Origin of the sequence: Sphingobacterium sp. 2149, assembly GCF_031455655.1 — a bacterium.
Taxonomy (GTDB): Bacteria; Bacteroidota; Bacteroidia; order Sphingobacteriales; family Sphingobacteriaceae; genus Sphingobacterium.
The window spans coordinates 136401-151765 of record NZ_JAVDTD010000005.1; the positions used below are offsets into that span (position 1 = coordinate 136401).

Sequence of the window (15365 nt, forward strand, 5' to 3'; positions counted from 1 at the left end):
TTTTCTATTTCACCCGTATAACCGACAGTTTGGTCCATCCCCGTGGAGTTAACTCTTCATTGAGTGCGAGTTGAATTGCTGGTTTACTATCTTTTGTCGTATCCACAATGGCAACAGCCCAGCTGTAAATTCCGGCAGGTAGATCTATTTTTACTTTTAGGTTGTAATTCACACCAGCACCTTTCAACCATACAGAGGGTTCGCTCTGATGATCAATAAAAATCTTCTTCACATTCCCGCTAGCATCTAACAACGCAAAAGCTACTTTATATTTATAGTTCCACTGCGGAATATTATTTGGTAGGTAACCCCAGCCCATATTTTGCCAACGATGGGAAATTAAGGCTGCAGCACCGGAACGGATATCTTGAGGTAATTTGATCTGGTCCGGATAGACACGATATCCCCCCTCTGCAGTAAACCGTTGAACCAGATCAAAGGACTTAAACCAAGACTCGGTTTCCCCTCCCGCTCTGAAATCCATCATATTCACATGCGCTTCAGCCGACAAATCAAACTCGCCCTTCCTAACATCCTCGTCGTGCCCTTCTCTATATTTTCCACTGGGATCTGTCCAATAACGATGCTTGCCCGGAGCAATAATCCAGCCGCCCTCCATAATAATGGGACGTTTGAAATTCCATTTCTTGGCAAAATTCTTTTCCCAGCTCTGATAATAACCTGTCATACCAAAAGCATCTTGGCGCAGACTATAGCCTTTATCAATGGCTTTATCCAATAAGCGTTCGCTGTTTGGATTTACAGCTCCCCAACTTTCGGGATGCCCTACCAAGCGGTGATAGTTAATAACTAAAGGTACTTCGGTAAAGGCCTTAGCATATAAGTTGGTTACCCATTCCAAGGTCTCTTCCTTTATTTTTTCAGTACTTTCGGGAGTTGCTGTTTTCGGATCTTCATAAACTACATAATGTGCCTCGCCCCATTTTCCCAAGCCATACGCATCAATAAATGAAGTTTTTTCAGGGTCATTAAATTCTTGAGCTAAGGCGGTTATAAATTTGCTATAGTACTTTCTGAATACCGCATCCTGCGGATAGGGAGTTTGCCTATCTGGATGGTTTTCATTTTCCAGATAATATTTAGCGCCTTGATCAAAAACAAATTTGGGTGTATTTTGACCTTGGTCGCGACCATCAACCACAATGCGGAGCGCGATGGGTAGCCCTCTCTTCTGCGCCCCTTTCAGAAGCTTACCTATTTTAGAACTCGGATTATTCCAGGCATAAACACCGTCACTGGGATTCAGCGATGACCAACTTGTACGTACATAACATGCCGAAGCGTAATCAATGACTTTTACTTTTTTACCCAAGGCTGGCACAAAATATTCGATATCCCAATACGTATCATCTGCATTCCGCGGCGCATACATTACCCAGCCATTTAAAGGATTGCGCAAGACTGATTGACCATCGTACTTTGGCTTCAATAGGATATACGCAGAGTTGTTTGAATCGCTTTTATTTTTCTGAGAAAAGCCAGAAAAAGCGGATGTACAAAATAAGAGTGACAAAATACTTACTATACCATGAGAGATTATTTTCCTGTTTATCATTTCGTATCAGAATATATTATGATGTGTATTGGTTATTGGTTGCTGTTCCCCTTTTCCGCAGCCCATTACTACACTTTATCATTTATTGGGCTGGTTTAATAATAAAATGATTTATTGAGGTACGGTGCAAAAATAGCTATAGTCGATTGCTACGGGGGTACTGAATCGTTCAGAAATGGTTCATTTTTGTACAAAATGGCTCTAATCATCGCATTTGAAACAGCGGTCGATGAAATTAATGTAAAGGTCCTTAGTCTCCCATATTCTTGTATGCTGAATACGTTAGAAAACTTGCTGAACCTCATAGCGCTAAGATTCGGCACAAAACATGCTAAAAAAGACGATTTCACCCCCTTCTTTTGCTGTAAATCCCCTCGAATTATACAGTTTGTTGTGACGATAATTGTATTAACATAACTCAATTTATAACCAAAATTCTTATTAATGAAAAGATGGAAGAAGATTAAATCTCGTCTAGGAATTTTTATGTTTCTAATGACGGCAACTTGTTTTGCAGCCCTTGCTCAACAAGTTCGGGTACAAGGAAAGGTCTCCTCAGAAAATGACGGTACAACCTTATCAGGCGTCACGGTAAGTGTTTTGGGAGGCACTCTTCGCGTATCCACGGACGGAAATGGTCGATATGTACTAAATGCCAGCAAAACGGCAACATTAGTATTTAGTAGTGTCGGCTATGCCCGCCAGGAAATTTCCTTGATCGGAAAAAAAATAGATGCCAACAACACCATCACCTTAGATGCTCAAATCAAACTAAACGAAAATGTTATTGATGATGTTGTTGTTACGGGTTTTGGACAACGTGAAAAAAGAGCGTCTGTCGTCGGCTCGGTAACCACAATTAATCCCAAGGAATTAAAAGGACCAACAAGTAACCTGACAACGATGCTTGCGGGAAGGGTTGCTGGTATGATTGCCTTTCAACGGAGCGGTGAGCCTGGATCTGACAATGCCAATTTCTTTATTCGGGGACTTGGAAGTTTCGGAACTGGAAAACAGGACCCGCTGATTCTTATCGATAACATCGAGTCCTCACCTACCGACATGGCCCGTTTGCAACCAGACGATATCGCGAGCTTTTCTGTGCTCAGGGATGCCAATGCAGCAGCAATGTATGGTGCCCGCGGGGCAAATGGTGTTGTACTGATCACAACGAAACTGGGGAAAGAAGGTGTTACAAAATTCGAATTCCGCACCGAAAGTAACATTTCTACGAATACGCGCAATTTTAAATTTGCAGACAACATCCGCTATATGGAAATGGCCAACGAGGCTTATTTAACTAGACCAGCAGATGCCGCCAGCGGACAAGGACTTCCCTATTGGCAGAACAAAATTGATCACACACGAGCCGGAGACAATCCGCTACTGTATCCAAATAACAATTGGATTGACCAACTCATAAAAGACTACACATTAAACCAGCGCAACAACTTAAATATCAGTGGCGGTGGAGCAAAAGCAAAGTACTATCTGTCGGGAACCTATAATATCGATAATGGTATTTTAAAGATGAATGGAATCAACAATTTCAATAACAATATCAAGTTAAAAAATTATTCAGTCCGTTCGAATATTGATATCAACTTTACGCCTACTACGGTTGGTATTGTACGGGTATACGCGCAATTTGACGATTACAATGGACCTATAGGTAGTACAGATGAAAACGGGAGCCGTATCAACGGCGGAGCAGCTACGTTCAGACGGGCAATATGGTCGAATCCTGTCATGTTCCCTGCGATCTATCCATCTTCGTATATGCCTTACATGAATCATCCTTTATTTGGTAATGCACTCAATAGAAATGGTGGTTTATTTGTAAATCCGTATGCCGAAATGGTCCGTGGTTATCAAGAGTTTAATACCTCTACAATAATGCCGCAAATCCAAATTAATCAAAATCTGAATGCATTGATTCCAGGTTTGAGCCTTACAGCCATGACTTACCTAAAACGCTATGCCTATTTTGAAGTAAACCGAAAATATAACCCTTTCTATTACACCGCATCTGCTGATGCCTATGGCGATTTAAGCCTGCGCGTCATGAACGATGGCTCACTGGGATCGATCGGTACGGTCGGTACCGAATACCTCGATTATTCGGAATCTGCAAAAGAAGTCAACTCGATGTTTTACGCACATGCAATTGCGAGCTATAATCATGCTTTTGGCAAGCACAATGTAGGTGCCACAGTCATCGGATTAGTTCAGAATTCATTGAGTGGAAATGCCGGAAACTTGCAACTCTCGCTACCTTCACGCAATATCGGTCTATCTGGTCGCTTTTCTTACAATTTCGATGATCGTTATATTGCCGAATTCAACTTTGGTTACAACGGTTCAGAACGCTTTGCCAAAAATCGTCGTTTAGGTTTTTTTCCTTCCTTTGGGCTTAGTTACAATATATCCAACGAAGCATTTTTTGAACCTGTCAAAGAGGTCATTTCAAAACTAAAAATTCGCGCCACGCATGGTTTTGCCGGTAACGATCAGATAGGCCGTTCGCAAGATCGCTTTTTCTATTTATCTGATGTAAATATGAACGATTTTCCGATCGCATTTGGTGAGCTTTCGGGCTATAACAGACCGACCATTGCCATTCGTCGTTATGCCAATCAGGATATCACTTGGGAACGATCGCGGCAGACAAACTTAGGACTTGAACTAGGCCTCTTTAAAGACCTCGAATTAAATGTAGATGTCTACAAACAGGTACGGAGCAATATTCTCACTGGTCGATCTTATATACCGAGTACCATGGGGCTGCGGGCTCCTATTGTTGCCAATACCAATAAAGCAGAAAGTAAAGGGGTCGATCTTACGCTAAATTATAATAAGAATTTCGGCGACAGCTGGTATATTCAGGGTCGGGGCACGATGACCTATGCAGTGAGCAAAAAATTGATTGTGGATGAACCTGCTTACAAAGAGGCTAGCCGCTATACGGTAGGAACTTCAGCATCCCAAGAGTTTGGTTACATCGCTGAGCGTCTATTTGTGGATGATCAAGAAGTACTGAATTCTCCTGTACAGTTCGGAAAACCAGGGTTGGATTATCTTGGAGGAGATATCAAATACCGTGACGTCAATGGCGATGGACAGATTACAGACCTAGACCGTGTCGCAATAGGTTACCCAACGACACCTGAAATGATCTATGGATTTGGTGGTACTGTGGGTGGAAAGGGCTTAGACTTTAGCTTTTACTTTCAAGGTTCTGCACGCTCTTCTTTTTTCATAAATTCTGAGAATATCTCTCCTTTCTATTTAAATGGTGGTTCACAAAATGGGCTTTTACAGGTCATTGCTGACAGCTATTGGAGTGAGGAAAACCGCAACCTTTATGCCTTCTGGCCTCGCCTAAGTGAAAACATAATTGCAAATAATAATCAGAGAAGTACCTGGTGGATGCGCAGTGGAGCTTTCTTGAGATTGAAAACAGTCGAAGTCGGCTATACTTTTAAAGAAAGTCTGATGAAACGTATCAGAGCAAAAAACCTACGGGTTTATGCCAACGGAATGAATTTATTTGCCTTAAGCTCCTTTAAGATGTGGGATGTCGAAATGGGAGGAAAAGGAATAGGTTATCCGATTCAGTCCGTTTACAACATTGGTTTACAACTGGGCTTTTAATGTTAACTACAACCGAGAAATAATGAAAAATAAAAATATGAAAAAGACAGCCACCTATTTAGCATGCCTCTTGTTTAGTGCTTTTGGTGTTTCTGCCTGCAAAGATTATATCGACGTCGTTCCGGACAACGTGGCGACAATTGACAATGCCTTTTCCTTACGAAATGAAGCTGAGAAATTTCTCTTCACTTGTTATGCATGGTTACCCAATAATTCGGATGCTCAAAGCAACATTGGATTTCTCGCTGGCGACGAAGTTTGGCTACCTGTCGCCCAACGTGAAATCTATCCGGCTAACAACTGGCGAATCGCGCGCGGCGGGCAAAATGTGAACCAACCGCTAGTAGACTCTTGGAGAGGTGGCTTATGGACCGCTATCCGAGATTGCAATATCTTTTTGGAAAATGTTTCTGATCTATCCAAAGTACCCGATCTCTCCGTTGACGATCGTTCGCGATGGATTGGAGAAGTACTGTTTCTAAAAGCATATTATCATTATTTGTTATTCCGTCAATATGGTCCAATTCCTGTGGTTGAAAATAATATATCACTTGATGCAAACCAGTCAGCTGTACGCGTAGAACAACGTCCTGTGGATGAGGTTGTCAATTACATCGTTACTTTGTTAGATTCCGCAGCGCAAAAAGCTGTCCCCTTAATTATTCCGAACAAAGCAGCAGAATTAGGCCGGGTGACTAAACCCATCATTCAGGCTGTAAAAGCTGAAGTATTGCTCACTGCGGCAAGCCCTTTATTCAACGGAAATACAGATTATCAGTCGATGCGAAATAGCAAAGGTGAACAGCTTTTCAATCCTTCATACGATGCCTCAAAATGGACCAAAGCTGCGGAGGCCGCTAAAGCTGCAATTGAATCTGCCGATGCAGCGGGTATCCGTTTCTTCCCTTTCAATAAGGCTGAATATGGGCAGTTTAAGATGAGCGATGCAACAGCAAAGGTGCTAGGCATTAATTTAGCTTTCAATGAGCGCTGGTCTGCTGAACACATTTGGGCAAACCCCAATTATCAGGCATGGAATATACAGCGAGATGCGATGCCGCTGTTAACTCCAGAGGCAGTGGTCGGTACAGCAAGGCAGCACCTCAGCGCACCGCTAAAAATTGCGGAAATGTTTTATACAAAAAATGGTGTACCCATCAACGAGGATAAAACTTTAGACTTTAACGATAAGTCAACCTTACGTGTGGCCACCGCTGCAGATCGCTACTATATCAAAGAAGGATATACCACGGCACGTCTAAACTTTGACCGCGAGCCACGCTTTTATGCTGACTTGGGTTTTGACGGTGGTATCTGGTTTAAGTTTGATACTAAAAGCCTCTCAGATGAAGACACTTATTATGTGCAGGCAAAGTTAAATCAGCCTGCCGGCGCGAATAACCATGGATGGATCAATGAAACTGGATATTTTCTTAAAAAATTAGTCAATTGGGAGCAAGCATTTAGCAGCAACGGAGTCAGTTATAAGTCCTACCCTTGGCCGAACATGCGGTTAAGTGATATTTATCTGATGTACGCAGAGGCATTAAATGAGGCAAATGGTCCTTCCAATGAAGTATACACATATGTAGACCGCATTCGTGAACGTGCAGGAATTCCAGGTGTACTATCTTCTTGGAGTCAATTTTCTTCAAACCCTGACAAGCCGACAACCAAAGAAGGTCTTCGCGAAATTATCCGACGCGAACGCATGATCGAATTGGCGTTTGAAGGGAAACGTTATTGGGACTTAAGACGTTGGAAATTGGCCGTCAAATACTTCAACCAAAACATTACCGGATGGAGTGTAAACCAAGAGGTCAGCGCAGATTACTACCAGATAAGAACCTTATTTCAGCAGACATTTGTAGCGCCTAGAGATTATTTCTGGCCAATTGCTCAAGGCGAATTAACCGTAAATCCTTCATTGACACAAAGTCTTGGATGGTAGCGCTTTTTAATTTTATCCTTAAAGTCATAACGATATGAATATAAACAGAAAAATGATGCAGGCTATATTTTTCTTCTGCATCTTATTCCAAAACTGTAAAGAAGAAATTCAGGTTGCCCCTGTCGTAAACAGCGCAGCACCAGGTCAAGTGAGTAATGTGAAAGTCGAAAACTTGGCTGGGGCCGCACGGATTACCTATACCTTACCAAAGGATCAGGATCTATTATATGTCAAAGCTGTCTACCAATTAAAATCGGGCAAAGAAATGGAGGTAAAATCCTCCTACTATAACAACTCACTGTTGGTGGAAGGTTTTGCAGATACAAATCCGCATCCAATTAAGCTCTATGCCGTAAATAGAAGTGAAGTCAGTTCGGCGCCGATCGAAGTCTCCGTAACTCCTTTAGAAAACCCGATCTGGAATACTTTCCGAAGTTTGGAGGCCATTCCAGCTTTTGGTGGCATTCGGATCACGGCTGAAAACGAGTCGGAAAAAAATCTAACGGTGATGGTGATGGTTGACTCCTTGGGTGAATGGGTGCCTTCTGTCGATAATATCTACACCTCCGCAAAACAGATTTCACGTACGATCCGCGGTTTTGCTCCTAATCCCAAACAATTTGCGATTACCGTGAGAGACAAGTACATGAATTTTACTGATACACTGGTCACCACCTTGACACCGCTGTTTGAACAGCCACTTCCAAAATCGAGGTATACTGCAGTTACATTACCGACGGATTCTAAACAACAATATTCTTCTACGGGACTTTCTAAAATGTGGGATGGGGACATTATTAACTGGCCCAACATATCGTTGACTGATGTCACTGTGAACGGTCCACAATGGGTTACATTTGATACCGGTAAGCTGGCCAAAATGAGTAGGATTGTCATCTGGGACTATCCTGAATATACCAATAACGGCCGCATGTACTATTATGGGGGTAATGTACGGTTTTTTGAAGTATGGGGCTCCGACAATCCTCCTTCGGACGGAAGCTGGAACAACTGGACGCGTTTGGGTACATTTGAAAGCAAAAAGCCCTCTGGATTACCTATGGGACAACAAACAGATGAAGATTACCAACTCGCCAATGCGGGTTTAAGCTTTGACTTTGATGTCAGTGCGCCAAAGGTGCGTTATCTGCGCATCAAGACTATTAAAAATTGGCAAGGATCTTCTTTTATGTCCATCGCCGAGCTACAGGTTTATGGCGATCCACGTTAAGATCACTTTTTTATTATCAATTAGACTATGATGAAAGTACCACATATTAAAACATTCTTTATCATGCCCTTGCTTAGCATGGCCATGCTTTCTTTCCTTTGCTGTTCAAAGAGTGATGATTATAAAAAGTACCTGGAAGGCGGTGAAATTTCCTACACCGGCAAAATTGATTCCGTAAAGGTCTTCTCGGGTAAAGAGCGCGTCTATATTACTGGATTATTTATGGCAGACCCCAAGGTGGAGCGTCTCAAAATATACTGGGATAATCGGCAAGATTCGACTGAGGTAAAAGTCAATCGTACAGCAGGCGTAGATACCTTAAAAATTTCACTCAAGATAAGCGAAGGGGTACACAATTTTGAACTTATCACCTACGACGCCCAAGGCAACAAGTCGCTAAGTGTATTTAAGACCGGCGTGTCTTATGGTGAACGATTTAGTTCAGGTCTTATCAACAGACCAATGTATGCTGTTGATTATTTCGCAGGAGATCAAAAAACCACCGTCAATTGGGGGGGGATCGATCTGACCAGCGGTGCTCAGTTTACGGAAGTGGAGTATACCAATACTTCAGGTAAATTGATTATACAAAGAGACTCCATTAAACTTGGCAAAAGCATTTTAGCAGACTTTATGCCTGGCAAACCACTCCGCTACCGTACATTATTTGTTCCGGATTCCTTAAGTATCGACACATTCTACACCAATTATTCCGCAAATATATCGCCAAAAGAGGTCTATCTAAAAAACATGAACTTTCCTTTCGAGACTTCGGCCATGGGCGGCGATCGCTGGGGTACACCGGCTGTGTGGCTTGTGAATGATGCGGCAAAGAACTTCAAGACAGCTGACGGCAAATATTATGGCGGAATTGAAATTCGGGATAAAAAAGCCTGTTTATCTTTGGAAGCCGGTTGGTGGCAATGGGCCTCACCCTCACCCAACTTAGCGCCGATAGTTAATGGTAAGATCTATCAAACAACCAACCTACAGCCCGGAAAATATCGTTTTACAGTCTCAAAGATTGACAAAGGCAGCGCAGGTGTCGTTCACCTCATCGCCGCAAAAGGCAATGCCTTACCCGATCAATCCGCCTTGAATACAGCCTTAGGCTTTCAAACCCTATCTGGAAGCAGTGCAATATTCGAATTTACCGTAACAGAAGCGGGACCTGTAACCTTAGGTTTTCTAGGAAACATGAATGGAACCGCTTCAGACGGCTCTTATTTTAAAGTCTCTGGCAATATGATCTTTGAAAAATTATAACCAAAATAGATGAATAGATTAGTTTATTATGTCTTTTTTACAGCCTGCACTTTAGCAGGTTGTAAAAAAGCTACTCCCGAAAGCAGTATGGTAAAGCCTACGGAAAAAACAGATGATAGCGCGCTTGCTGAGCTTGGTAAATTAGCCTTTTCCAATATCACCACTACAGGTGCTATGATTACAGGAAAAGTGCTCAACAAAGGTGGTGCACTTGTTACCAGTCGTGGCATCTGCTGGAGTAAAGATCCGAATCCGACAATCGACAATAATCCGATGGAAGCAACTTCCAGTAAAGGTTCTGGTGAATTTAGTGTGGCACTAACATCCCTTGCCCCCTCGCAAACATACTACATTAGACCTTACGCCAAAAGTAAGGGCGGAATTGCTTACGGCGAACAACAGGTATTGACCACTGCCGATATACAATCGGTTACCTTTGGCACTAATCCGATCTTTATTGTGGGATCATCAATGGCTTATTATGACGTCAATATTATTAGTAGCGGCGGTGGCGCCATTACGGAAAGAGGGATATGTTGGAGCCTACAAGAAAAACCGACTTTAAATGATCACAAAGTGACGAACGGTTCGAAAGGTACTGGAAAATTTAGACTAGGTATAGTCAATCTTAATCCAAGCACGAACTATCATTTACGCGCTTATGCAATCAACGAAACCGGTGTAAGCTACGGTCCAGATATTGCGTTCCATACGATTGCTAAGGGTAAAGTAACTTATACGTTTAATAAAGCCGATAACCCTACGGCGCAACAACTTGCTGCTTATCAACGTTTGCAAGTAGCCCTCGACAGTGCAGTGTGGTATGTCAATAATTATACTTCTGCTACCAAACACATTTATCTCAACTACGATCCAGGCGTACCGACAGCCGACGCTAACAATGAGGGTTGGATGCGATTTGGTTCTGGTGAAGGATACCAAAATATCCGTACCATGTTGCATGAGATGAATCATACCTTGGGTACTGGAACGACCAGCTGGTGGTCGCAGGCCATTGTAAATGGCAAATATAGTTTGGGAAATGCCAACAAAATGCTAAAGATGATCACTTTAGATGAATCAGCCGTGTTTAGTGGCGATAGCATGCATTGGTGGCCTTATGGCTTAAATCAAAATTCAGAAGTCAGTTCTAGTTGGGACTACGTCTACAATTGCCTGATCATAGAAGCTATGCGGAAAGACGGTATGACCAGTCACAGTGGAGCTTATCAATAGCAAGCTAGCTGTATAAAAAGAGCAGAAATACAGGATTTCTCATGAGAGTTACTGTTTTTCTGCTCTATTATTTTTTAGATAATCCGTCACATTTAACTCTTATTATCGGACAAATTTCCGAGGTGGCTATACCGCTTTCGGTATTCAGAGGGCGAACAACCAAAGATTTTGGAAAAATGCTGTCTAAAATGTTTTATATCCTTAAAGCCTACTTGATAAGCGGTTTCATTAATATTCGTTTTATTGCTAATCAGCAATTGCGCTGCGCGGCGCATCCGGATATAACGGATAAATTCATTAGCAGATTTACCTGAAATAGACTTTATTCGTCTATACATATTGGAATGGCTCATGCCTAGCTCCTCGGCAAGCATTTTTACCGTAAAATTTTCATTCAACAAGTGCTTTTCAACCACCGCTATAGCCCGTTGAAGAAAATCTTTAAAGGCCGTCGGAACCTGATGATCTTTCGACTGCAACGTGATTTCACTGTAAAAATAGGTATGCAATCTATTTTTGTTTTCTATCAAACTTTCCACACGTGCCACGAGTAACTCTTTATCAAAAGGTTTAACAATATAGTCATCTGCTCCAACTTCGATCCCTTTTAATTTAACATCAAAAGACGCACTTGCAGTTAACAAAATAATAGGGACATGGCTGCGCTTTGTATTGCTCTTCATATGTTTGCAGAGATCGATTCCAGAGTCTCCACCCATCATGATATCACTGATGACGATACTTGGTTCTATTTTTTCTAACACAGTTATTGCCATTTCTGCACTGTCTGCTTTAATAACCTGATATTTGTCAGAAAAGACTCCAGCAATATAGTTTAACATATCTTCATTATCATCTACAATTAGTATTTTCTCCTGCATATCATCTTCATACCACTCGTCAAGTGGTTGTCGTTTTTTTGGATAGATTGAAGGTGTATGCTCAAGCTTATCTTCTTCCGCAGAAGAAAGATATCCATAAGCAGCCTGTTGTAATTCGACAGTTGGCTCCACCGTCGCTGAGCTGACCTGATGAATCGGCAATCGTATTGTAAAAGTAGCTCCAGCTTTTGGATTTGCAGTATATTCCAATTTACCTTCGTGCAGCGTAATAAATTTTTTCACAAAAAACAGTCCGATTCCAAAACCATCTGCGCTTTGGTTGAATAGGTTAAAATTACGTTTAAAAGGTTTAAAAATTTCTTCTGTTAAATGGGTTGGATAACCCTGTCCAGAATCGATGATATCACAGATCAATTCGGATTTTAGACGGCTCACTTTAACAGCGACAGATCCTCCTTTGTCTGTATATTTAAGCGCATTTTGAAGTAAATTGATGAAACAGATCTCCAGTTTTTCATAATCTGCATCTACAGTTAGTTTTTCAATAGCTGTTTCAAATGAGTACGTGATATTTCGAGAACTGGCCAATTGCCTAAAGGACTCAAAGGCGTCTCGCCAAACCTGTATAATGTCAAAAACCTTACTGTCGAGTTCGTCTAAATTGCCATCGGATTTTCTAAACAAAAGAAGTTTATCCGCAAGGTTTAACAATCGCTTGGAATGACTGTAAATAGACAGTAGCTCGTCTGATTCTGTCATATTCTTTTTTGACTTGACGACAATATCCTTGATCGGATTTACAATAAGGGTCAATGGAGTCCTGATCTCGTGGACAATATGGGTAAAAAATGCCAGTTTATCTTCGAGTAATTCGTGTTCTTTATCACGTTCAAACTCAGCAGTCTTTACTTTAAAGAGCAACAATGCTTTATTCTCCCTATACCTATTATAAAAAAAGAGTACCGCAGCGAGTAGCAAAAAGTATCCTAGATATGCCCAAAAACTTCGGTACCAAGGAGGCAAAACTTCTATACCTATAATTCGTTCCGTCGGATTCCATTCGCCATTTGCATTGGTTGATCTAATATGTAATTTGTATGTTCCTTCTCTGAGATTAGAATAATAGGCTGTACGCTGTTTATTGACGTAATTCCAATCTTTGTCCCAGCCTTCCAAATAATAGGCGTAGTCGATCCTATCCGAAAAACTAAAGTCTAATGCTGCATAGGAAAACGATAATACAGCCTTATCAAATGGTATTTTTAGATGCTTCACATCATTTAAAGGAATTTGATTCTCCTGCCCACTTTGGTCATATGGTATATTATCGATACTTAATCGGGTCAATTTTAATAAAGGAAAACTGGTCTCAAATAATACATCCTTCGGTCTGATGATATTGAAACCACGGATGCCTCCAAAAATCAGCTGATCATCGCGTAATTTGATGGCAGCGTTGTAATTAAATTGGTTACTTTGGAGACCGTCTGACTGGTAGAAATTTTGAAATGTTTTTTTTCGTAAATCCATTTTGGACAGTCCGTCGAGTGAAGATATCCACATGTTACCTTGTGCATCCTGTAATCCATTTAACAAAGTATTACTAACAAGTCCATCCTTTTCAGTATAGCGCCTATAGTTCATTGTATTTAAGTTCAGATGTAAAAGTCCTCCCCCTTCGGTGCCAAGCCAAAGAAAGCTATTTTCTGTTTGTTGGATAAAACGGATGGGCGTACCTATCTGATAACTCTTGTATTTCATCGTACGCAGGTCCAGTCGAAATAAAGAATTCCAGGATCCCATCCACAATGTAGCATCTTTATCTTCGTAAAACGTTAACACGTCATTTATTGGCAAATCAAGATATTTAAACTGATCTGTGGTGGTATCTAAGCGATAGACATTTCCACTAGCAAGGGTTGAAGCCCAAAATGTCCCCCTGCTGTCCTTGAATAAGCGCCATACAGCATTATTGGCGTATGGAGTATTCGGATAGTAACAGCTATAATGTTTTATTTCGCCTGTTTTTGTGTTTAATTTAACAATTCCCGTATCGTAAGTTCCAATCCACAACTGGTCATTTTGATGCTGAATTAAGGATGTTATAAAAGAAGGTCTGCTCTGCAGAGGAGCTGAATAGGTATAATTCACCAAAGTGCCTTTCGATATACTCCATTTATATAATCCATCCCCATCAGTTCCTATCCAAATATGATCTCGATCGGCCTGCTCGAATGATAAAATAAAATCGGCCGTATTTACCCGTTGGCTATTGGGAATAAGTTTAAATGACTGAAATCTTCTTTTTACCGGATCCACAATATTGACTCCACCCCTTAGAGTGCCAATCCAAATCCGATCATCTTTATCCTCCCATACAGCAAATACAGATCGACTGGTTAATTGTTGTTGATCAAATCCGATGTACTCTTCGAAAGTTTCTGTCGTGGGGTTAAATTTTTGAATGCCCGCCCCATCTGTACATATCCACAGCTTTTTGTCTTTTCCAAAATAAAGGTTAACGATAGCTTTTCGATAAGTATCGTAACTATATCGTTCAAGCACGCCCGTTTTTATATGATAACAACTAATTTTCTGATAATTGGCAAACCAAACATCTCCAATCGTTGACACAGCCATTGTAGTCGACTGGAAATCACCTTCTTTTACAATTGAAAAACTGTTCTTTTTGCTATCATAATAAGCCAAACCAAGATGATCTATTATTGCCCAAATTCCAGCATCAGCTGCTTTGCAGATAGCCGAAACACGATAGTCGAAATCCTTTTGGCCAGCATATTGTAAAGGTATCCTATTCGCAATACTTCCATCCTTCGTTTCCTCAATTTTAAAAAGTCCTTTAGATCCGCCTTGCACAAATAACTGACCTAGCATATCCCTCTCTATCTGATGGATCGGAAAATTTAGAAGTTTATTTTCTCTTTGCGAACGCACCAACACTTGCTTACAAACTGTACGATTGGCATCTATCACTGCCAATCCACTTTTGGTCGCTACATATAACTGAGCGGAAGCACTTTCGGCGATAGCCGTTACACGATTGTCAGGAATTGTATTATTCGATAATGGATCATTTTTAAAAACTTTAAATTCATACCCATCGTAACGATTCAGGCCGTTGGATGTTCCAAACCACATAAACCCATCCCTATCCTGAAAGATAACCGTTACAAAATCGTTTGAAAGTCCTTTATCAATGCCTAAATAAGCAATGGATGATTGACACCAGACAACATGAATCGGCAAGAATAACCCGAGAAGGATCAAGTAGACAGTTTTCATAAGAAGATTATAATTGTTTTAGCGACACTTAATTTACGAAAAAACTGGTGGATCGACAAATTCGAGTTACACTATTTATGATCCGATGTGCGCGCTCTTAGGTCGATGTGGTAATTGGGCGCTGGTAATGGTCTAAATACCGCTATTTTATCTTATTTTTTTGCCAATACAAATGAAAAAAGCGAGGATAAGACCTCGCTTTTTATCGACCTGTTGATAACAAAGTCCGATTTTATCGGACTCGTCCATTCATAATCCTACCTATAAACTACATTCGGGATAGGTTTATACCTACCATTAAATCCG

The 15365-nt window shown here is 41.1% G+C and carries 7 protein-coding genes; 5 read left to right on the top strand and 2 right to left on the bottom strand.

The genetic code is table 11. The features are described from left to right. Positions 1–4 precede the first annotated feature (4 nt). Positions 5–1576 carry a DUF4832 domain-containing protein gene (locus J2X77_RS09015; RefSeq protein WP_310080368.1) on the bottom strand — a complete coding sequence of 524 codons (1572 nt, stop codon included), beginning with the start codon at positions 1574–1576 and terminating at the stop codon, positions 5–7. Between the two features lie 444 nt (positions 1577–2020). On the opposite strand from J2X77_RS09015, the gene J2X77_RS09020 reads away from it, so the two are divergent. The 5 genes from J2X77_RS09020 to J2X77_RS09040 are packed head-to-tail and all read left to right on the top strand — an operon-like array spanning position 2021 to position 10914. Further along, positions 2021–5230, top strand: coding sequence for a TonB-dependent receptor (locus J2X77_RS09020; protein WP_310080370.1), 3210 nt, complete (start codon positions 2021–2023; stop codon positions 5228–5230). Positions 5231–5267: 37 nt separating this feature from the next. Further along, a complete protein-coding gene (locus J2X77_RS09025) occupies positions 5268–7181 on the top strand; it encodes a RagB/SusD family nutrient uptake outer membrane protein (RefSeq protein ID WP_310080372.1) in 1914 nt (637 codons plus the stop codon). A gap of 34 nt (positions 7182–7215) precedes the next feature. Next, positions 7216–8412 (top strand): DUF5000 domain-containing lipoprotein, encoded by a 1197-nt coding sequence (locus J2X77_RS09030; protein WP_310080374.1) that lies wholly within the window; start codon positions 7216–7218, stop codon positions 8410–8412. A 27-nt stretch (positions 8413–8439) separates the two neighbouring features. Next, complete coding sequence (locus tag J2X77_RS09035; protein WP_307187366.1) at positions 8440–9678, top strand: DUF4998 domain-containing protein; 1239 nt, start codon at positions 8440–8442, stop codon at positions 9676–9678. Between the two features lie 9 nt (positions 9679–9687). Beyond that, entirely contained in the window at positions 9688–10914 is a 1227-nt protein-coding gene (locus J2X77_RS09040) for a hypothetical protein (RefSeq protein ID WP_310080376.1), read from the top strand. 92 nt (positions 10915–11006) lie between these two features. On the opposite strand, the gene J2X77_RS09045 is transcribed toward J2X77_RS09040, so the two are convergent. Continuing rightward, on the bottom strand, positions 11007–15059 hold the full coding sequence (locus J2X77_RS09045) for a two-component regulator propeller domain-containing protein (protein ID WP_310080378.1): 4053 nt from the start codon (positions 15057–15059) through the stop codon (positions 11007–11009). Between the last annotated feature and the right edge of the window lie 306 nt (positions 15060–15365).